The sequence below is a fragment of the Ensifer sp. ENS09 genome, assembly GCF_014852425.1.
Taxonomy (GTDB): domain Bacteria; phylum Pseudomonadota; class Alphaproteobacteria; order Rhizobiales; family Rhizobiaceae; genus Ensifer.
On the sequence record NZ_JACVBP010000002.1, the window covers coordinates 577,768 to 597,283 of the forward strand.

15 protein-coding genes, 1 pseudogene and 1 riboswitch are annotated in these 19,516 nt (G+C 62.9%); of the genes and pseudogenes, 7 read left to right on the forward strand and 9 right to left on the reverse strand.

The window, feature by feature from the left end; all coding sequences use genetic code 11:
• Positions 1 to 83 precede the first annotated feature (83 nt).
• Together IB267_RS11005 and IB267_RS11010 are read right to left on the reverse strand one after the other, a co-directional pair.
• Complete coding sequence (locus IB267_RS11005; RefSeq protein ID WP_192447606.1) at positions 84 to 836, reverse strand: crotonase/enoyl-CoA hydratase family protein; 753 nt, start codon at positions 834 to 836, stop codon at positions 84 to 86.
• Positions 837 to 847: 11 nt separating this feature from the next.
• Positions 848 to 2,629 carry an acyl-CoA dehydrogenase gene (locus IB267_RS11010; RefSeq protein ID WP_192447607.1) on the reverse strand — a complete coding sequence of 594 codons (1,782 nt, stop codon included), beginning with the start codon at positions 2,627 to 2,629 and terminating at the stop codon, positions 848 to 850.
• 286 nt (positions 2,630 to 2,915) lie between these two features.
• Here IB267_RS11010 and IB267_RS11015 point away from each other — a divergent pair, with 286 nt between their 5' ends.
• Positions 2,916 to 3,905 (forward strand): transporter, encoded by a 990-nt coding sequence (locus IB267_RS11015; RefSeq protein ID WP_192447608.1) that lies wholly within the window; start codon positions 2,916 to 2,918, stop codon positions 3,903 to 3,905.
• Positions 3,906 to 3,980: 75 nt separating this feature from the next.
• Positions 3,981 to 4,415, forward strand: a complete 435-nt coding sequence (locus IB267_RS11020) for a VOC family protein (protein WP_043625922.1) — start codon at positions 3,981 to 3,983, stop codon at positions 4,413 to 4,415.
• Positions 4,416 to 4,545: 130 nt separating this feature from the next.
• Here the strand turns inward: IB267_RS11020 and IB267_RS11025 are convergent, their stop codons facing one another.
• On the reverse strand, positions 4,546 to 4,998 hold the full coding sequence (locus IB267_RS11025; protein WP_371258917.1) for a BA14K family protein: 453 nt from the start codon (positions 4,996 to 4,998) through the stop codon (positions 4,546 to 4,548).
• Between the two features lie 373 nt (positions 4,999 to 5,371).
• On the opposite strand from IB267_RS11025, the pseudogene IB267_RS11030 reads away from it, so the two are divergent.
• Positions 5,372 to 6,409, forward strand: a pseudogene (locus IB267_RS11030) (glycoside hydrolase family 25 protein); the annotation flags it as partial.
• A 221-nt stretch (positions 6,410 to 6,630) separates the two neighbouring features.
• On the opposite strand, the gene IB267_RS11035 reads toward IB267_RS11030, so the two are convergent.
• Positions 6,631 to 7,725: a hybrid-cluster NAD(P)-dependent oxidoreductase gene (locus IB267_RS11035; RefSeq protein WP_192447610.1), complete on the reverse strand. Its 1,095-nt coding sequence runs from the start codon at positions 7,723 to 7,725 to the stop codon at positions 6,631 to 6,633.
• A gap of 1 nt (position 7,726) precedes the next feature.
• Positions 7,727 to 8,971 carry an aromatic ring-hydroxylating dioxygenase subunit alpha gene (locus IB267_RS11040; RefSeq protein WP_192447611.1) on the reverse strand — a complete coding sequence of 415 codons (1,245 nt, stop codon included), beginning with the start codon at positions 8,969 to 8,971 and terminating at the stop codon, positions 7,727 to 7,729.
• Positions 8,972 to 9,074: 103 nt separating this feature from the next.
• Positions 9,075 to 9,276: riboswitch (cobalamin riboswitch) on the reverse strand.
• 317 nt (positions 9,277 to 9,593) lie between these two features.
• Between IB267_RS11040 and IB267_RS11045 the strand changes: the two genes are divergently transcribed.
• The 3 genes from IB267_RS11045 (at position 9,594) to IB267_RS11055 (ending at position 12,823) form a co-directional block, all read left to right on the forward strand.
• Entirely contained in the window at positions 9,594 to 10,193 is a 600-nt protein-coding gene (locus IB267_RS11045; protein ID WP_043625931.1) for a DUF6656 family protein, read from the forward strand.
• Between the two features lie 77 nt (positions 10,194 to 10,270).
• Positions 10,271 to 11,245, forward strand: a complete 975-nt coding sequence (locus tag IB267_RS11050; RefSeq protein WP_192447612.1) for an L-threonylcarbamoyladenylate synthase — start codon at positions 10,271 to 10,273, stop codon at positions 11,243 to 11,245.
• A 144-nt stretch (positions 11,246 to 11,389) separates the two neighbouring features.
• The gene (locus IB267_RS11055; protein ID WP_192447613.1) at positions 11,390 to 12,823 is read left to right on the forward strand and encodes an FAD-binding oxidoreductase; all 1,434 of its coding nucleotides are present in this window, start codon (positions 11,390 to 11,392) and stop codon (positions 12,821 to 12,823) included.
• Positions 12,824 to 12,894: 71 nt separating this feature from the next.
• Here the strand turns inward: IB267_RS11055 and IB267_RS11060 are convergent, their stop codons facing one another.
• Positions 12,895 to 15,369 (reverse strand): DUF1217 domain-containing protein, encoded by a 2,475-nt coding sequence (locus IB267_RS11060; RefSeq protein ID WP_192447614.1) that lies wholly within the window; start codon positions 15,367 to 15,369, stop codon positions 12,895 to 12,897.
• A gap of 344 nt (positions 15,370 to 15,713) precedes the next feature.
• On the opposite strand from IB267_RS11060, the gene IB267_RS11065 reads away from it, so the two are divergent.
• The gene (locus tag IB267_RS11065) at positions 15,714 to 16,280 is read left to right on the forward strand and encodes a DUF6101 family protein (protein WP_034801118.1); all 567 of its coding nucleotides are present in this window, start codon (positions 15,714 to 15,716) and stop codon (positions 16,278 to 16,280) included.
• A 403-nt stretch (positions 16,281 to 16,683) separates the two neighbouring features.
• Here IB267_RS11065 and ubiA read toward each other — a convergent pair whose 3' ends face one another.
• The 3 genes from ubiA to IB267_RS11080 all read right to left on the reverse strand — a co-directional run bounded on the left by ubiA (position 16,684) and on the right by IB267_RS11080 (position 19,509).
• Positions 16,684 to 17,643 carry a 4-hydroxybenzoate octaprenyltransferase gene (gene ubiA / locus IB267_RS11070; RefSeq protein ID WP_192447615.1) on the reverse strand — a complete coding sequence of 320 codons (960 nt, stop codon included), beginning with the start codon at positions 17,641 to 17,643 and terminating at the stop codon, positions 16,684 to 16,686.
• A gap of 74 nt (positions 17,644 to 17,717) precedes the next feature.
• Positions 17,718 to 18,524 carry a MipA/OmpV family protein gene (locus IB267_RS11075; RefSeq protein ID WP_192447616.1) on the reverse strand — a complete coding sequence of 269 codons (807 nt, stop codon included), beginning with the start codon at positions 18,522 to 18,524 and terminating at the stop codon, positions 17,718 to 17,720.
• Positions 18,525 to 18,693: 169 nt separating this feature from the next.
• On the reverse strand, positions 18,694 to 19,509 hold the full coding sequence (locus tag IB267_RS11080; protein WP_192447617.1) for a helix-turn-helix domain-containing protein: 816 nt from the start codon (positions 19,507 to 19,509) through the stop codon (positions 18,694 to 18,696).
• Between the last annotated feature and the right edge of the window lie 7 nt (positions 19,510 to 19,516).

Genomic DNA, 19,516 nt, shown 5'->3' on the forward strand with positions numbered 1-19,516 from the left:
GCCGGGCGGGTAGGAGCTTGCCCCCGAATGCAAAACGGGTGCACAGCGGCACCCGTCTCGTGCTTCACGAAATCCAAGCTGGATTAGCGGCGCATGAAGGCCTCGAAGGCGGCGCGCGCTTCGGCGCTCTTCAACTGCGCAGCGAAGTGTTTTGCTTCCTCGTCGATGCGGGCCAGCACGTCGCTGCGGTCGCCGCGCACGAGATCGCGGGCGATGCGAAGCGCCTCCGGCGGCTTTTTGGCGAGCCGGGCGGCGAGCGCCAGCGTTTCGCTCTCGACTGCATCCTGGCCGACGACCTTCCAGATCAGCCCGGCGTCGACGGCCTCGCGTGCGGTGAGCGGTTCACCGGCGGCAAGCAGGGCAAAGGCGCGCTGGTGGCCCATGATGCGCGGCGCGATCAGGCTGGAGGCCGCCTCCGGCACCAGCGCCAGGTCGACGAAGGGTGTCTTGAACAGCGAGCGCTCGGAGGCAACAGTCAGGTCGCAATGGAGATGGATCGTCGTGCCGATGCCGATCGCCAGACCATCGACGCCCGAAACGACAGGCTTGGTTGCGGTCGCGAGCGCCTTCAGGAATTCGATTACTTCCATGCCCATGGAGCCGCCCATGGCGAAGGCCAGGAAGTCCGCCATGTCGTTGCCGGCGGAGAAGCAGCCATCCGTGCCGAGAAAGGCGGTGGCGCGCACGGCCGGGTCACTCGACGCAACCGTCAGCGCATTGGTCATCTTCGCGTACATCTCGCGCGTGATGGCGTTTTTCTTTTCCGGCCGGTTGAAGCGGATCACCTGGACGCCGGGGTGCGCTTCCGGCCGTTCGATGAGCACGTGGTCGGTCATGATGGGTCCTTTCAAGCCAGAACGGCGCGGGCGACGGCGAGGCTGTCGGCGCCGTTGACGACACGGTCCTTCAGCGCGGTAGTCTCGGCCAACAGGTTTTCAGCGGTGAAGCGGCAGAGTGCGATGCGCTGATCGTCCTTGCCATCGCTCACTTCCGCCAGACCACCCTTTGCGAGATAGGCGCCGGTCAGCGCCAGGCCGAAGAGGCGCTGGTAGGCGGTGGCCCCGGCGAGCGCTTCTGCGAGTTTGCCGTCGGCAACCGCCGCAATCAGCCACTCGGTCGCAGCCGAAAGATCGTCCAGCGCCACATCGAGCCGGGCGGCCGTCTCGCCGAAACCGTCGCGGTTCGAGGCGCGAACGGCCGCTGCGATCTCGCGCAATTCGGCAATGAAGCCGCGCACGTGGCCACCATCGGAGAGCGGCAGCTTGCGGGTAACGAGGTCGATCGCCTGGATGCCGTTGGTACCCTCGTAGATCGGCGCGATGCGGGCGTCGCGCAGGTAGCGGGCGGCACCGGTTTCTTCGATGAAGCCCATGCCGCCATGGACCTGGATGCCGAGCGAGGCGACGTCGACGCCGGCATCGGTCGAGAAGGATTTGGCGATCGGCGTCAGCAAGCTGGAGCGCTCCTGCCAGAACTTCGCCTTCTCGCTTTCAGCCGTGTGCCCCATGTCGACGGCGTGGGCGCAGGCATAGGAGATTGCGCGGGAACCCTGCGTCAGCGCCTTCATCGTCAGCAGCATGCGGGCGACATCCGGGTGCTCGATGATCGGGCTCATGCCCTGCCCTGTCCAGCCGGGCGCCTTGCCCTGGGTGCGCTCCTTGGCAAAGGCGATCGCCTTTTGGGTCGCGGCATCGGCGATGGCCACACCCTGCATGCCGACCGCGAGACGGGCGTTGTTCATCATCGTGAACATGCAGGCGAGACCGCGGTTTTCCTCACCGATCAGATAGCCGATCGCGCCCTTTTCAGCACCGAACTTGCCGTCTCCGTAGATCATCGTGCAGGTCGGCGATCCATGGATGCCGAGCTTGTGTTCGAGCGAATGGCAGAAGAGATCGTTACGTTCGCCGAGCGAACCGTCCGGATTGACGAGGAACTTCGGCACGAGGAAGAGCGAGATGCCGCGGGTTCCGGCCGGCGCATCGGGAAGCCGCGCCAGCACCAGATGGACGATGTTGTCGGTGAAATCGTGTTCGCCCCAGGTGATGAAGATCTTCTGGCCGAAGATGCGGTAGGTGCCGTCGTCGCGGCGCTCGGCGCGCGTCTTTAGCACACCGAGGTCGGAGCCGGCATGCGGCTCGGTCAGGTTCATCGTGCCGGTCCATTCGCCGGAAACCATCTTCGGCAGATAGGTGGCCTTCAGTTGATCGGAGCCGTGTTTTTCCAGCGCCTCGACGGCGCCCATCGTGAGCGTCGGGCCAAGTGCGAAGGCCATGGAGCCGGCGTTCCACATTTCCATGGCGGCGACGTGCAGCATGTGCGGCAGGTTCTGGCCGCCGAAATCTTCCGGCGCGGTCAACCCGTTCCAGCCGCCGGCGATCCAGTTGTGGTAGAGGTCGCGCCAGCCATCCGGGGTCTCGACCTTGCCTTCGACAAGACGCGAGCCCTGCTTGTCGCCGATGTCGCCAAGCGGCGCCACCTCTTCCGTCGCGAACCGGCCGGCCTCGGAAAGAATAGCATCGACCAGGTCTTCGCCGAGATCGCCCAACGCGCCCGATTGCAGCGCATCGCCCATGCCTGCCACGTGCTTCAGCGTGAACGCGATCTCGTCGACGGGTGCCTTGTACATGATGATCCTCCCAGATAGCCAGGTCGCGCCGGGCGCTGCCTTGTGCGCCGAACACTATTGATTTTTACGTAAACGTCAACGTCAATTGCCGTGGGCATCCCGAGCATCGGGCTTCGGCCACCCGTAACAAAACTGTCATCAACGGCGCATAGAAGCCAAGACAGACAGTGCCGCACGTTGTCGAAGACGCGGCGGTCACTGTAGCACTTTGAATGGCTGCATGTTCTGCCCTTCCATCGCCAGCCATGGATCGGAACAGGTAGCCCACCCTGGACAAGGCGTTCAGATGAACCTGATTTCCCCCGAAATACCCGGCATCGTCTGGGCCTATCGTTTCCTGCCTGGCGAAAGCCGCTGCCAGCGGATCGCCACCGACGCCTCGATCGACAGCCTGCTTGAAGGCGACGGATGGGTGTGGGTTCATCTGGCGCTCTCGGACGCGCGAACGCCTGCGCTCATCGAGCGGGTCGGCAACCTGCCGCCGCTCGCGGTCGCCACGCTGACGAGCCACGACACCCAGGCCGCCATCACCGTTTCAGACGATATCGTGCACGGCACGCTCGTCGACTTCGAGCGCACCTTCGACGCAGTGACGAAGACGATCGGCTGGCTGCATTTCGCCGTGAACGAGCGCATCATCATCACCACCCGCCTGCATCCGCTGCGCAGCATCGACCGGGTCAAGGCGGCCGTCGAGAAGAGTACGAAATGCGCACGGCCGATTGACCTCTTCGAGATGATCGTCGTCGAATTCCAGCGCACACTGATTTCGCTGGTTCTGGAGTTGACCGAGGACCTGAACGTCATCGAGGACCATGTCTATGGCGAGGCCGGGCATCGGCAGCAGCCGGGGCTTGCGCCGCTGCGCAGGACCGTGGTGCGGCTGCACCGGCACCTGCGCACGATCCTCGCCTTGCTGCGGCGTGCGGGCGCATCGGATGAGGACGAGGTGCCGCCAGGCTTCATCGACGCAGCGGAGCGGCTTTCCGACCGGCTCGAAGCGGTCGACCGCGACGTCTTTGCGCTGCAGGAGCGGGCACGACTGCTGCATGAAGAGATCGACAGCAAGATCTCCTCGGAGACCAACCGGCATCTTTACATCCTGTCACTGATGACCGCCTTCCTCTTGCCGCCGACGCTGGTCACCGGCTTCTTCGGCATGAACACCGGGGCGCTGCCCTTCGCCGACGGCACTGGCACGCTTTACGCAGCACTGTTTATCGCGCTCTCCATGGCATTTGCCTGGTGGATTCTCCGGCAGATCGGCATTCTCTGAGACGCCGCCCGGAACCCTCACCAAGCGTTCGGTGTTGAAGAGAGCAGCCAGAACGACACCGTGGAGATTGGAAGCATGGCGCTCAAGCGAATGGACAACATAGGTATCGTCGTCGAAGACCTCGAAGGGACGATCGATTTCTTTCGTGAACTTGGCCTTGAACTCGAAGGTCGGGCGGAGATCGAAGGAGAATGGGCCGGGCGTGTTACCGGGCTTGGCGATCAGCATGTCGAAATTGCCATGATGCGCACGCCGGATGGCCATAGCAGGCTCGAGCTTTCCCGCTTCCTCGCGCCGCCGGTGGTCGCCGATCACCGCACGGCTCCGGTCAATGCGCTTGGCTACCTTCGCGTCATGTTCGCCGTCGACGACGTCGACGAGACGCTTGAGCGGCTCCGCAAACGCGGCGCGCAGCTGGTCGGCGAAGTGGTCCAGTACAAGGACGCCTACCGACTTTGCTACATCCGCGGGCCTGAAGGTCTGCTCATCGGGCTCGCCCAAGAACTTTAGCACCGCGGGACAAGTTCTCGCCGGGCACGACGGTGCTATCGGCCAGTCCCAGAGCGCGCGCAGTGACGGGTCTCATGCGAAGCCGGGCGCAAAAAGGCCGGGAGCGGAAGCGCCCGGCCCTGCCTCCCCGTTAGCTATAGGGCGAATAGCACTGGCGGCGCGGACCGCCATAGGGCTGATAGGTATTGTCGTAGGCCCGGTACGAGCGGTAGCGGTCGTAGCACCATTGCACATGGCGGCTGCCATAAACGGGCGCCGGACGCGTGTAGCGCGGCGGCTGGGCAATCGCTCCGCCGATGATGACGCCGGTGCCAAAGGCTGCCATCGGATACCACCAGCCATTGTAGTAGCGATAGCCAGGACGACGATAGTTATAACCGCGGTAGCCGTTATAGTAGTAATAGCCGCCGCGACGCTCCATGCCCGGTCTGCGATACTGGACATTGACCACATCGTTCTGCCGCTCGACCCGCGGCGGGGTCGGCGTGAAGGCCTGCGACGGGGCAGCCGACGTCACCAGCACGGCCGCCGCAACAGCCACGGAAAACCACCGGCCCATCCCGGACTTCAGCACATTCTTCATCAAATCCCTCCATCACCGAAAGCATGTTGCGCGCCCCCGGCTTCGGGTTGCCGCGACATTTCAACCTTTTCCATGATTTCACCCCGACCGAGGCCGATCCGGGGATGTCCCTCAGCCGGGAAATCCGAAATCGACCGATAACGCATAAGTCACCGGTTTTGTTCCATCTTCCGCGTCCTTTGGGATCAGCTCGCGCGGCCGACACCCGTTGCCGTGGCGCGCTTTGCCGCATCATCGACTACCTGTCGCGACCATGAAAGCAATCACTTATATACAGCCGCAGGTCGGTATACATTCGCGCGCCGCTCCCGCACAGTCCGCTCGGGGGCTGGGATTTACGATGCGTTAACGATACTGTCGGCAATCTCAGAGAATGGCAAAGCGGTGTATCTCCACGACAGGGATGATTCTGCGCCTCGCGACCTTCATCGGTCTGGCTTTCGCGGCGGCGATCGCACGCGCCGGTGAACTGGAGCCCTGGAAGACCAAATCGAACGCCATCATTGTCGACGCCTATGAGATGAACAGTATCGACTGGGAAACGATGCTTGGCGACAAGCGCATTTCCGGTTTCATCGCCAAGGCCTCCGACGGCCTGCCCGAAAGCTTCTCCTGCACCGGCGACCACAACGGCGACACCTTCAACCACTGCAAGACCATGTGGCGCAAATACGCCGTCAGCCGCGAACTCTACCAGACCCGCCGGATGATTGCCCGCTCGCACGGACTGCTGTGGGGTGCCTACCACCTCGCCCGTCCGGGCAATCCCGTTGACCAGGCGAACCATTTCCTCGACTACGCCGATCCGCGCGACGACGAACTGATGGTGCTCGATCTCGAAGGCATCGATCCGGACAAGTACATGTCGCTTGAGGACGCCGCCATCTTCGCCGGGCACATCAAGACCCGGACCGGGCGCTACCCGATCCTCTACACCAACCACATCACCGCTAAATACATCGCCGCGCACCGGGCCAAGCACCGGCTGCTGTCGCGTCTGCCGCTCTGGTACGCCCGCTACAAGCCGGATATCCGCCAGGTCTTCCCGATGGGCAACTGGGACAGTTACGCGCTGTGGCAGTTCTCCTCGGGCATCAACTGCGGAAAGCGCCGCTGCCCCTACCGCGTGCCGGGAACGCTTGACGACATCGACGTCAATGTGGCGGCGATGTCGCCGCAGGCGCTGAAAGCGATCTGGGCACAAGGCGCCTTGCTGCCGGAAAAGCCGCTACCGCTGATGCTCGTCGCCCAAGCCGAGCGGGGAACGGGCATGCAGGCGGTCGCACGGGCGACCGCAATGTTTAGCGAGCCGCTGCTTGTCAGCCGCGCCGACGCTGCGAGCGGCGCCGGCAGCGGCGTCGACATGATGGTGACCGGCTCGATCGATTTCGCCCGCCAGGAGCGCGCCCTGCAGGTGGCGATTGCCGGCAATGAAGCCGCCCAGGGCACATGCCCGAAAACGGCGACCGGCACCGACGCCCCGGCAAGCGTTTCGGCCAATCCGATCCCCTGCAACGCGCCATAAGCCTGTCGCGTGAAAAAGGATCTCGCGCCAGGCTTTAAGCTCTCATCCTTTATGCACGTCGCTGCTGCAAAACCGCGACGCACTTCTCGCGACATGCATCGCCGCCCTCAGGCTTCGATCTGGACGTCGCCAAGTGGTCGCGAGCAACAGGCGAGGATGTAGCCTTCGTCGATCTCGTCGTCGAGAATGCCGCCATTGTGGTTCATCTCGACCTCGCCCGCGACCTTCATCACCCGGCAGGTGCCGCAGATGCCGCCTTCGCAGGCAGCGCCGATGCGCACCCCGTTGGCGCGCGCCGCCTGCAGGATCGTCTGGCCGGGCTTGGCCTCGACCTCCTTGCCGCTCATGGTGAAGGCGACCTTGGCCGCCTGGATCTCGCCCTCGTCACCGGCACCGGCGCGCACGGCGATCTCTTCCGCGGCGGGTGCCGCCGCCGGCTGGAAGCTCTCCTCGTGATAGCGGCCCATGTCGAAACCGGCCGATTTCAGCATCTCGCGCACGCCGCGCATGAAGGGTTCGGGGCCGCAGCAGAAGACGGTGCGGTCCATGAAATCGGGCGCAAGCAGCGGCAGCTTGGCGCCGTCGATGCGGCCGCGCAATCCGTGCCAGCCGTGGCGCGCCTCATGCCCCTCGACGATGAAGCCGAGGTTGAGCCCGGACATCTGCGTGGCCAGGACTTCCAGTTCCGAACGGAACAGCAGATCGTCCGGACGACGCGCGCAGGAGATGAAGGTCACATCCGTCTCGGGCACGCAATCCGCCATCCAGCGCGTCATCGACATCATCGGCGTGATGCCGGAGCCGGCCGAGATGAACAGATACTTGTCGCCCGGATGGCGCACGAAGCTGAAATCGCCGAGCGGACCGAAGGCGCGGAGCTTCATGCCCGGCTTCAGATGCTCGAACATCCAGCGGGTGCCGATGCTGTCGGCCTGCGCCTTCACCGTGACCGCGATTGAAAGCGGCCGCGATGGCGTCGACGACAGCGTGTAGGTCCGCATGACCGGCTCGTCGGCGACCGGCAGTTCGAGCGTTACGAATTGCCCGGGGAGATAGCGGAACCAGGCGGGCTTTTCGGCCCGGAAGGTGAAGGTCATGACATCGGCGGTCTCGACGACAGCCGATGTGCATTCGAGCATCTGCTGCCGATCGATCCAGACATGCAGCGCGTCGAAATGGTGAAACGAAGGGGCCATCTGCATGTCAGGCGACCCTTGAAAGCGGAGCCGCGTCGCCAGCAAGGCGCTGCTCCATGAACTTGCAGTACCACTCGACGAACTGCATCACGCCGCCTTCGTGCTCGGGCGAATACGGGCCGGGCTCATAGGCCGGCGAGCGGATGCCAAAGGCATTTTCTTCGACGATCTGGCGATCCTGATCGTTGGTCTCGGTCCAGACATGCGTCAGTTCCTCGAGATTGTAATCGACGCCTTCGACCGCATCCTTGTTGACCAGCCACTTCGTCGTCACTTGGGTAAGTTCAGGCCCGAGCGGCAGCACACGGAAGGTGATGGCGTGGTCGGCGAGCACATGGTTCCAGGTGGTCGGGTAGTGGAACATCAGAAGCGTGCCGATCTGGCTCTGGGAAACATCGGCCGACAGAGCCCGCCTGACGGCGCGCGCGCCCGACATGGTGTAGCTTTCGGCATTGTCGACGAGCGGCATGCGGGCGGCGCGGAACTGGCCGGTCGGCGACATCCTGAATTCGCTCGGCAAGCCTTCGGCCTCGCATTTCGCCCAATGTTCGGCGATCACGGGATCATCCTTGGCGCCCTGCACACCGGTCGCGGTCGGGGCTTCCGGATAGGTGCGGCAGAGTTCCGGGTGATTGGCGGCGCAATGGTAGCATTCGCGGTTGTTTTCCCAGACGAGCTTCCAGTTGCCCTTCTCGACGATAGTGCTTTCGAACGCGACCTTGGTTTCGCCGAGCCGGTGCGGCGCGAGATAGGGCAAGGCCATCTCACGGAACGCCGTGAAATCCATCGGCTTTTCCGACAAGTTGATGAAGATGTAGCCGCCGACCGTTTCGCAATGGATCGGCTTCAGGCTGTGGGCTGCCTTGTCGAAATCCTCGCCCATCTGCCGGGCGAAGAGCAGCGAGCCGTCGAGCTCGTACGTCCACTGGTGATAGGGACAGACGAGCTTGGCCGAGGAGCCCTTCTGTTGCGTGCAGACGCGCGAGCCGCGATGGCGGCAAGAGTTGTGCAATGCCCGGATGGCACCCTGGCGATCGCGGGTGATGACAACGGGGTAGTCGCCGACCTGGACGGTGAAATAATTGCCGGCCCGCGGGATCTCGCAGTCATGGCCGATGAACAGCCAATCCTTGTACCAGATGTTTTCCAGATCCTGCCGATAGTAGTCGGGATCGATATAAAAGGCCCGATCGAGGCTGTAGCCGTCGCGCCGGCCCTTCAGCTTTCGAAGCATATCGTTTCTGGTTTCCATGTCCTGTCCTCATGCGCCATGTCTTGGAGAGGCAGGACAGGAACCCGCACGAGCGCACGCCCATGCGTTGTCGGCTCCGATCCGGCTGCCCGCCGCAACCCGTTACGGTTATGTCCGTCAAGGCTGGTTTCCGGGCTCAGGAGCCGTCCCTTCGGACCAGCCCGGCGCCTTCCCGGACGAACCGTCCAGTGGCCTTTGCCGAGGCTTTCGCTCCACCACCGTTGCGGGGGCAGCGCCGGGATTTGACCGGCTTCCCAATTCTCCGACTTCTCTTCGAAGACGGCACCTTGAGTAAAGATATGTAATCGCGGAAACCGCCCTGGCAGCTGCCGGATAGCGACATCCAATTCCAGAATGACGACACGGGAAAAACCGCCATCAACGGCGCCTGTCTTAGAATTTTTACACTACAAACATATAGATAGCCCACGTCTTGGGCATTTGCCGCCTTTTGCGGCGCGGGCGGCGCAGACGCGGGAAAGCTTCGCCCGTTTGCGACATCCCATCGGATGGGGAACGCTCATGATGCAGCCAGAAGGCAATCATTCATTAACCATGAGCCGCTAGCCTAGCCGGCAGACGAGAGAGGTCCTGCAGGCAGGCAGATGGCGCGCTGACGATCATGGCAAAGTTGAGATACTACGACGCGGCAGCCGAGGCGCCGCCGACAATCCCGCCGAAGACGGCGGTTCATACCGAATTCCTGCGCACGGGCCGGATCAATCGCAGGCAATGGGTGCCGAGCGAACGGCGCTACCTGAGCTATGAGGAAGTTGCGGACAGGACGGGCAAGAAGCTCAACACCGCCGGCGACACGACCCATAAGCGGATCAACGGGTTTCACACCTCGATCCAGTTCCCGAAGATGATCTTCCACCGCACGCTCGTCGGCCGGCCGCATCTCGGCTACTGTCACGTGACGGCGGCGCGCACGCCGGTTACTCCCTCCAAGGACATCACCTGGTCCTTCTACTTCGCCAACTTCTACTGCGACCTCGGCCACGAGACGCATTTTTTCGAAGGCATCCAGCCCGGCTATTCGCGCATGTATTTCGCCGTTGCCATCGAACCGGGCGCGGAAGCCGGCCAAATGGTCATCAACCGCAATTTTCGTGACAACGGTCTGCTGTTTCGCACCGACGATCCCAAGGTCGCACTGAAAAACGTGCTGATGCTCGGCGCCAAAGATGACGCGTTGCGCCGCATCATCCGCAGCCTCTGAGCCGAACCGGTTGCTTCAAAGAAAATCGTTCTGTTTTTCCGGTGCGTCCGTTAAGGAAGCGTCGGAAAGGAAACGGCATGGCTGAGATCATCGATACGGATAGGGAACCGGACCGCGCGATCGCGCGTGCCTGCGCCGTTCTTGCCGAAGGCGAACCGGTCGCCATTCCGACCGAGACCGTCTACGGCCTTGCCGCCGACGCCACCAACCCTGATGCGATCAGCCGCATCTACGAGATGAAGGGGCGCCCGCGCTTCAATCCGTTGATCTCGCATGTCTCCGACATGGCGATGGCCGAAGCCCATGTGCACTTCGATCCGGTTTCCCGGCAGCTGGCCGAAGCCTTCTGGCCCGGCCCGCTGACGCTGATCCTTCGGCAGCGCGCCGACAGCACGGTTCATGCGCTGGCGTCCGCCGGCCTCGACACGCTCGGCATCCGCATGCCCGACGGTTTCTCGCGCCGGGTCATCGCCCGCTTCGGACGGCCATTGGCTGCGCCCAGCGCCAATACTTCAGGCAAGATCAGCCCGACCAGTGCGGCCCATGTCGAGGCCGATCTCGGTGGAAAACTGAAGCTGATCCTCGACGCCGGCCAGGCCCAGATCGGCCTTGAATCGACGATCATCAAGGTCGATGGCGACGAGATCCGGCTGCTTCGGCCGGGTGGCCTCGATGCTGCCGAGATCGAACGCCTGCTCGGCCGTCCGGTGATCCGGCCGGAGACGGCGGGAGCGACGATCGAGGCGCCGGGCATGCTTGCCTCGCACTATGCGCCCGGCGCTGCCGTGCGGCTCGATGCCACCGAGGTGCATGCCGGCGAAGCCTTGATCCGTTTCGGCGGCAATCGGATTGCCGGCGAGGAACAGGCGGCCATCGTTCTCGACCTCAGCCCGACCGGCAATCTGCGCGAAGCCGCCGCCAATCTCTTCGACTACATGAAACGGGCGGATGCCAGCGGCGCAGAGACCATCGCCTTCGGGGCCATCCCTTCGGACGGGCTGGGGGAAGCCATCATCGATCGGTTGCAGCGGGCAGCCGCACCACGAGGGTAAGATGGCGTGCGGCATTTTCCGCGCACCCGCCCTCACCGAACGGCACCCATTGCGGTTATGATCGCCGCCGACCAGGAACCGAGGATCCCATCCTCAGATCGACCGATCCGATAGCGCGCGCAGGCGCAATGCGAAGTGAGGCCCATGAGCACCCTTCCCTCTCCCGAATTCATCGCCTCCTTCGCCGACATCGTCGGAAGCGCCAACGTGTTGACGGCCGAACCGGACAAGGCGCGTTATCTCGTCGAATCGCGTGGACTTTACCGTGGCACGACGCCGATGGTGCTGCGTCCGGGCTCCGTCGACGAGGTCTCGCGCATCATGAAGCTTGCGAGCGCCACCCGCACGGCGATCGTGCCGCAGGGCGGCAACACCGGCCACGTCGCCGGGCAGATCCCGCGGGAGGGCAAGGCGGACATCGTTCTTTCGCTGGAACGGCTGAACCGCATTCGCGACATCGATCCGGTCGGCAATGTCATCGTCGCCGATGCCGGCTGCATCCTTGCCGACATCCAGAAGGCGGCGGACGAGCACAATCGCCTGTTCCCGCTGTCGCTCGGCTCGGAAGGTTCGGCCCGCATCGGCGGCAACCTCTCCACCAATGCCGGCGGCACCGCCGTGCTTGCCTATGGCAACATGCGCCAGCTCTGCCTCGGCCTCGAGGTGGTGCTGCCGACCGGCGAAATCTGGGACGGGCTGCGCCGGTTGAAAAAGGACAATACCGGCTACGATCTGCGCGATCTTTTCATCGGTGCCGAAGGTACGCTCGGCGTGATCACCGGCGCCGTGCTCAAGCTCTTCCCGAAGCCACTCGGACATCAGGTCGCCTTTGCCGGGGTCGGCACCGTCGAGCAAGCGCTCGCTTTGTTCGAAAAAGCGTCCAGCCTTTGTGGACCGGCGCTGACCGGCTTCGAGCTGATGCCGCGGCTCGGCGTCGAATTCACCGCCAAGCACATCCCCGGCGTTCGTGACCCGATGGAAACGATCCACCCCTGGTACGCGCTGATCGATATCTCGACATCCGATAGCGCCGAAAGCGCGGAACGGATGGTACAGGATCTGCTGGAGCAGGGATATGCGGCCGGCCTCGTCGAAAATGCCGTGATCGCCGCCAACGAGACACAGGCCAAGGCGCTGTGGCACATGCGCGAGAGCATGTCACCGGCACAAAAGCCCGAGGGCGGCTCGATCAAGCACGATGTCTCCGTGCCCGTCTCCAGCATTCCGGCCTTCATGAAGGAGGCGGATGCCGCCGTCATGAAAGCGATTCCCGGCGCGCGCATCTGTTCCTTCGGCCACATGGGCGACGGCAACATCCACTACAACATTTCGCAGCCTGTCGGCGCCGACAAGCAGGCCTTCCTCGACCGCTGGCGCGAAATCAACGCCATCGTCCACGGCATCGTGCTTGGGCATAACGGCTCGATCTCTGCCGAACACGGCATCGGCCAGTTGAAGCGCGACGAACTCGCCGAGGTCCGGGCCCCGATCGAAATCGAGCTGATGCAACGCATCAAGCACGCATTCGATCCCGCGGGCATCATGAACCCCGACAAGGTGTTGCGCGCTGACCGATGACGGCGGCCCGCCCCGCGCGGCGAGCTACCATGCATCCGCCAAGCCGAAGCTCGGCCATCAGGCGGCAGGCCTCAGCGGCCGCCCGCGCGTAGCTGCGAGAGCGTCATCAGCGTTTCGGCACTGACGCTGCCGCCCCCGCCGCCGGTCAGGATCGCGAGACCAGGCGAAACGTCCTGGTTGTTTTCGACGTCATAGAGTGCCGTGAAGCGCTGCAGCAGCTTGTCGATCTTCCCGGGCTCCTGCAATTCCTTGAGGTTGATCGTGCGCTCGATATAGGCCGCCTGGGCTTCGATCTTGGCGTTCTGCAAGCCCTCCGGCATGCTGTAGGCGGTCTTGATCACCTCGAACAGGGCGCGGTCGGCCAGGATGTCGTATGCCGTATTGATCTCCGGGGCCTTGCGCTTGAAGTAGAGCGCAAGACGAATGCCGCCGTTGTCGGCGCCTTCCCGTTCTTCGAGCGACTGGTTGAGGAAGAGATCGACCGTGGTGATGAGACCGCGGCGGGTCTGGATATGGCCTGCCTCGCCCCGGACGATCTTGCCGTCCTTGTCGAAGTTGAAGGACGAGACGATCTCGCGGTATTTCAGCCCGTTCGGATCGGTGTTGATAAAACTCTTCGGATCTTCGAGATCCGACGTGAACATCTCTCTGAGATAATCGCTCTTGACCGTCTCGGGGTCGATACCGGAGCCGACAAGGACCAGATCGACCAGTCGCCGGTTCTTCAGAAAGTCATCCAGTGTTTCGATCTTTGCGATCTCGGCGGTGTAGTATTTGGCTTCGTCCTGGGCCTTTTGCTTGGCGACCTTCTTCTCGTCATCGGTCCCGAAGCGGGACTTGGCGATGATGTAGTCCCTCGCCGTGCTCATGATGTCGGAGTCGCTCTGCGCGAGCTTCGGCGCGCCGAGCGTCCCGTCGGGATTGAAATTGAACGCCTTCACGAGCTTGACGTAGCGCTCGTCACGCAGCGTGTTGGCATAGCTCTTGGGATCGTTGAGATCACTGGTCAGGATGCGCCTCAGCTCACGCGTGCTCAGCCCCTCTTCTTCTAGTCCGAAGGCGCGCAGCGTGAACGTCACCACACCCTTGTCGGCAAGCAGCTTGTCGACCGATTCCATCGTGTTGACCAAGAGCTTGAAGCTCTTGACCATCGCTTCGTCTTCGGCGTCGCCCTTGTCGTTGTAGCGCACCATGTAGCCGTCGGACGTGGTCTTCAACTGATCTGCGTTCTGTGCCGTCTTGCCGGGCTGCAGCGTACCGTCGGCCTGGAAATTGAAGGCCTTGTGCATCGCCTTGAAGGCGGCATTGTACTCGCCGCCCTGTGTGTTGACGTAGCTGTTCGGGTCGTTGATGTCGCTGGTGAGAATGTTTTCGATCGTCGACGGCACCGTTGTCGATGACTTGAGGCCGAAGGCTGTGACGATGTAATTGAACAGCCGGCTATCGCTTGTCAGCTCAGAAATGCTGGTAATGCCGGCGATCTTCTGCTCGTAGTATTCCTTGTTGAGCAGCGCCCCGGCACCGGTCAGGCGCGTTCCGCCCATTGGGGTATCGCCGGGTTTCTCGAAGACGTAGATGTTGTTGAGCGCGGTCTTCTTCTCTTCACTGATCGCCTTCTCACCGGCAGGAACGGTGCCGTCGGCGTTGAAGTTGAACGTTTCCGCCAATTTGATGTAGGTTGCGAAACTGCGGATGCGCCCGTTCAGCTGGTTGATTTCCTGGCCGAGCGATGTCATCAGCGCAGGAGCCTGATCGCGTGGCGGCAGCTTGGCATCGAGATCCGCGACGATCGCGTTCTGTTCGTCGATCTTCGCTTGAATAGCCGGCTTGTCCGCAGAGGGTGCTTCAGCCAGTTGGGCGGTCAGCACATCGATCGCCGCGAGAGACTTCCTCCGTGTGTCGAGGTCCGTCTGCAGCTTGACCGCTTCATCCCGTCTCGTGATGTCGGCCGTGCGGCTTGCGGTTAGTGCGGCCGGGTCACTGGTCAGGGCGTTGCGCACTTCGGTGTAGTTGAATGTCTTCGTGTCCAGCCCGAAGACCGTAAAGGCAAACGAACGCAGCCGTTCGTTGCCGAGAAACTTGTCGACATCGGTGACCAGATCCATGGCCGCGCCAAAATAGGCCATCTCGCCGCGCATGACCGTGTCGAGGCTAGCGATCCGCTCGTTGTAGAGACCGATCAGCGCATCCTGCTGTGCGTTGGTTTGAGCCACCGGCTTCGACGAGCTGAAGTTGAAGGCCTGCGCGAAGTTGCGGTAGCGTTCATCGGTGAGACGGCTGGCAAAGCTGTTTTCGTCCGAAAGGTCGCTTTCCAGGACCTTGCGCATGAAGGCCTTGGCATAGGTCATGTCCTCCAGGCCATGTGCCTTCATCGCGTATGAGTAGAGTCGATAGTCGTCCAGAAACTCCTCGACAGTTTTCACACTGCCGATGTTCTCTTTATAATATTCGGCTTCACGCGCGATCTGCGGCTGCTGGGCAATGCGGTTGAGGCTGCTCCTCATGTCCCGCGTGATGCGACTGTAGTCGAGATAGGTCGATACCATGCCCTGGCGCCTCGTCGGTTACCCATGGGGACAGGCCGGACCCGAGCCCCTAAACAGAATTCTGACGCGTCATGATTGCAGAGCTGGCTTGCGTGTGGCTTTTCCCGGCAGTTCGAACGACAGCGCAGGTGCGCCTGATCGGAACGAATGCAGACGCACTGTTGACGAAACGGAAACCCTGACCGGTCGGCTTTTGCTAACCATCGAAAAACGCAAAGTTTTCTTAACCGCGAATTTTAAGTCGTTCGGAAAGGGCGCCGCCTATTCTCCTGCTCATAGAGGACGAAAAAGTCCCGACGAGAAGACCGGAAACCGGCTCTCAAGGAAAAACAAGGGCGATTGAAATGCGCAACACACTCTCTCAACCCGCATGGGTCGAAAACACGCTCCGTCTTGATCCGCAGCGCTTTCCACAGCAGGCAAGCTACGCTTTGCGCGGTCACACCGGTAATGTCACGATCAGCCTGGACGAGCGTGGCGCAGTTCTGCGCAAGGTGCTACCATCGAGCGGCCTGCCGCTTTCGATCGCACTGCCGGCGCGCGCATTCAAGGGGGTCGCGGCTCGCGCGATCGATCACGGCGACGGAGACGTTACAGTGACGCTGGAACTTCATCACGACGACCCGGACCTCTGTGTCCCGCTGCTCGTCGCACACGACCTGTCCGACATCGCGGCCGACTGGCGCGCCTGGGCAGAAGCTTACCGCATTCCGATGCTGATGGTCGAAGCGGATGGCGTGGCAAGGCCGCTCGAAGAGCACCTTGGCGACGTGCGCACCGCGCCCGTCAAGCCGCGCCGCCGCCACTCCTTCTTCGCCGAGCGCCGCCCGCGCTTCCTCGTGCGCCGTTCCACCGGCACGCTTGGCGTACACATGAAGATCGACGGGCGCGAGATCATCGCCCGCAGCTAATTGCAGAGCCTACCTCCAGCGCGACAGCCGGCCGTTCCCTGCGGCCGGCTGTCGCGTTTGGTGCGGTCAGATCTGTCGGGATATTTCTTACGGGCACGCTTGCCCTGACGGCGTTGCCGCCTCCCCCGACGATTTACCGGATGTTCCCCCGGAAACAGTCGCATCGCCTTCTTCGTGCCATATGGGCTTCATAGCCAAGACCACGAAAGAAGGAGAAACCCGATGCGCAAGCACATCGCCTCAATCGTTGCCGCCGTCCTGTCCAGTTTCCGTGCGCGTCACGAGGCACGCAAGCGCAAGGCCGCCCGCGACATCAGCTGGGCCTGAGATTTTTGCAGGCCCGCAACGGGCGGGCCGACCCATGGGGCAATGAAGACGATCCTCCGCCACAACGGAGGATTTTTCATATCATGCGCAGAATGAGCGCCAGCACCAGCCCGGCGAAGATGATCAAGCCGACGATGCCGTTGAACTTGAACAGCGCCAGGCACTGTGCGGGATCGTGGATGTTCAGGACGAGGATCTGATAGGTCAGCATCGCCGCTGCGATCAGAAGGCCGACATAGGCAACCGCGCCGGCGCCGGCTGCGACGAAGGACAGAAGGACAAGCAGCGTCGCGATGCCGTAAAGGCCGATCAGCCAGGGGCGCGGGTTTTCACCGAAGCGCCGCGCCGTCGAGCGCACGCCGATCAGTTCGTCGTCCTCCTTGTCCTGGTAAGCGTAGATCGTGTCGTAACCGATCGTCCAGGCGATCGCCGCGCCGTAGAGCAGAACGGCGGCCAAGGAGAGCGTGCCGAACTCGGCCGCCCAGCCCATCAGCGCTCCCCATGAGAACGCCAGCCCCAGGAAGAATTGCGGCCAGTCGGTAAACCGCTTTGCGAATGGGTAGATCGCGACGATCGCCAGCGACAGGATGCCGAGCACGATCGAGAAGGTGTTTAACTGCAACAGCACCACAAGGCCGACGAGCGCCTGCAGCACCATGAACACCTTGGCCTGAAGGCGCGAAACACGGCCCGACGGCAGCGGCCGCGAGCGGGTGCGGGCAACTTCCATGTCGATGTCGTGATCGACGATGTCGTTGTAGGTGCAGCCGGCGCCACGCATGGCGATGGCGCCGACAGTGAACAGGACGCAATGGAACAGGAAGCGGCCGAAGGAGAATTGACCGGCGCTGGCCGCCGCGCCCGACGCCAGGGCCACGGACCAGAGGCACGGCAACAGCAGCAGTTGCCAGCCGATCGGACGGTCCCAACGAGCGAGCTGCGCATAGGGCCAGAGCGCACGCGGCAGCACGCGATAGACCCAGTTGTTGGATGGCGCGTCCTGAACGCGGCCGGAATCGGCAGAGATTGTGTTCATATCCCTGTTTGACGCCGCAGGCCCGACCGGTCAAGCGGCGAGATCGCCGCCGACCAAGGGAGCAAAACGCCTGATCAGGGAAGCGTGAAATCGAAGCGGTAGGTTGCCGACAGGCCGACGAGAACCTGGTTGCGGCTGCCGCGTTCGCGAACGAGGCTGGAATCGGCTGCCGGACCAAGCAGGCGCTTGTATTCGGCATAGGCGCTCGTCTCGAGCTTTTCGGTTGCCTGCCAGGTGATCGCGGCACCGACGCCGGCCGATCCGACGCCGCCATGCGGGGTATAGTTGCTGAGACCGGAGGCCGCCGCCTCGCGATCATTCACACCGTAGTAGGCCGTGTAGTAGCCGCTGGTGGCCGCCGACAGGCGCGGGCCGCCGGAAATACGGACATTGCTGCTGACATCAGCAAAGGCGTCCGCCGCAACATCGGCGACGACGCCGTGGTGACTGCGAATGCCCTGGCGAACTTCGGCGCGCACGCGCAGCCAGTCGGTCGGATAGACCTCGGCAAAGCCGCCGGCTTCACCGCCGAACTTGATCGGATCAAGACCCTTGAGGTCGCTGGAGGTGCCGGAATCGCGTTCGAAGATCAGCTTGCCGACGAGACCGGCGCGGAAGCTGCCCTGGTCGACGAGCGCATAGGACATGTTGTCATTGCGCGAGGAGAAGCGGACCGTGCTGCCGGCCTTGCCGAGCGAGATCAGCGGGGCAGCCTGGAACATGCGCTTGGAAGCGCCTTCGTATTTCGGGCCGTAGAAGCCGGTGGCGCCGACCTTCAGGTACCAGTCGCCGGACCAGAAATGTTGGCCGTCGCCGGCAGAGGCGGCATTTGCCGACAGCAAAAGGGTTCCAGAAAGGAGAAGAAGAGAACGGATACGCAAGAAACAACTCCGGAAGATGCATTCGCCGGGGCGAAATTGGCCGTGCCGTCGGGCCGAAGGAGGGAGTGGGCAGGAACGGCACAGGGCGAGTTATTGGCCCTTGTTCCTACGATTCCGTTAACCAGGTCAATTCAGCTTTCGTTTCCCATGAGCGCTTAGCTGCCCACAGTCACTGGCCGAGATAGGTCTTCAGATAGACGCTCGGCGGGCTGCCGAGCATGCGGCGGAACATCGTCGTAAAGGCCGCGACGTTCTCATAGCCGGCATCGAGCGCCACGTTGATGATCGGCTCACCGTCGGCCAAAAGCGGCAGCGAGGCGAAGATGCAGGCCTGCTGGCGCCAGGTGACGAAGCTGACGCCCGTCTCGTTGCGAAACAGCCGCGTGAACGAGCGGCGGCTGAGACCCAGCCTGTCGGCCCACTGGTCGATGCTGGCGGCCGCCGATGGCGCCTGCAAAAATTGCCGGCAAAGCGCCGCAAGCCGTTCGTCGCGCGGGAACGGCAGGCCGAGCGGGCGCTCCTGCAGCCGGCCGATTTCCTCCAGAAGCAGATCGGTCACCAATTGTTCGCGCCGCTCCGACATCGCCTCGTTCTCGACGCTGACGAGGGCATCGACGAGGCTGCCGGCCAAAGGATTTATTTCCATGACCATCGGCCGCTCGGCGCGCAAAAGGTCCGGCGCAAAGTAGATCGAGTGCATGCGCACGTCGCTGATCATCTCGGCCGAATGCTCCATGCCCGCCGGGATCAAAAGAGCGTGGCCGGGCGGCACCATCCACCGCCCGCGCTCGGTGCGCATCAGCACGACGCCGCCGCGCGCCCACCAGAGCTGGGTCCGGGTGTGTTTGTGAAAAGGCACGAGGAGGCCGGCATTGTAATCCCGTCCGAGGGCGAGCACCGGGGCGTTTCCGGTCTCGACCCAGTCGAGGTTCCGGAAGTGATCGTCATCGGGAAGCTGCGGTAGCGGATATCGACGGATCGCCATTTGGCCC

Excerpts from the sequence above, each read along its gene's own strand:
- IB267_RS11005 (WP_192447606.1), bottom strand. The coding sequence starts at position 836 with ATGACCGACCACGTGCTCATCGAACGGCCGGAAGCGCACCCCGGCGTC.
- IB267_RS11010 (WP_192447607.1), bottom strand. The coding sequence starts at position 2,629 with ATGTACAAGGCACCCGTCGACGAGATCGCGTTCACGCTGAAGCACGTG.
- IB267_RS11015 (WP_192447608.1), top strand. The coding sequence starts at position 2,916 with ATGAACCTGATTTCCCCCGAAATACCCGGCATCGTCTGGGCCTATCGT.
- IB267_RS11020 (WP_043625922.1), top strand. The coding sequence starts at position 3,981 with ATGGCGCTCAAGCGAATGGACAACATAGGTATCGTCGTCGAAGACCTC.
- IB267_RS11025 (WP_371258917.1), bottom strand. The coding sequence starts at position 4,998 with ATGAAGAATGTGCTGAAGTCCGGGATGGGCCGGTGGTTTTCCGTGGCT.
- IB267_RS11035 (WP_192447610.1), bottom strand. The coding sequence starts at position 7,725 with ATGCAGATGGCCCCTTCGTTTCACCATTTCGACGCGCTGCATGTCTGG.
- IB267_RS11040 (WP_192447611.1), bottom strand. The coding sequence starts at position 8,971 with ATGGAAACCAGAAACGATATGCTTCGAAAGCTGAAGGGCCGGCGCGAC.
- IB267_RS11045 (WP_043625931.1), top strand. The coding sequence starts at position 9,594 with ATGGCAAAGTTGAGATACTACGACGCGGCAGCCGAGGCGCCGCCGACA.
- IB267_RS11050 (WP_192447612.1), top strand. The coding sequence starts at position 10,271 with ATGGCTGAGATCATCGATACGGATAGGGAACCGGACCGCGCGATCGCG.
- IB267_RS11055 (WP_192447613.1), top strand. The coding sequence starts at position 11,390 with ATGAGCACCCTTCCCTCTCCCGAATTCATCGCCTCCTTCGCCGACATC.
- IB267_RS11060 (WP_192447614.1), bottom strand. The coding sequence starts at position 15,369 with ATGGTATCGACCTATCTCGACTACAGTCGCATCACGCGGGACATGAGG.
- IB267_RS11065 (WP_034801118.1), top strand. The coding sequence starts at position 15,714 with ATGCGCAACACACTCTCTCAACCCGCATGGGTCGAAAACACGCTCCGT.
- ubiA (WP_192447615.1), bottom strand. The coding sequence starts at position 17,643 with ATGAACACAATCTCTGCCGATTCCGGCCGCGTTCAGGACGCGCCATCC.
- IB267_RS11080 (WP_192447617.1), bottom strand. The coding sequence starts at position 19,509 with ATGGCGATCCGTCGATATCCGCTACCGCAGCTTCCCGATGACGATCAC.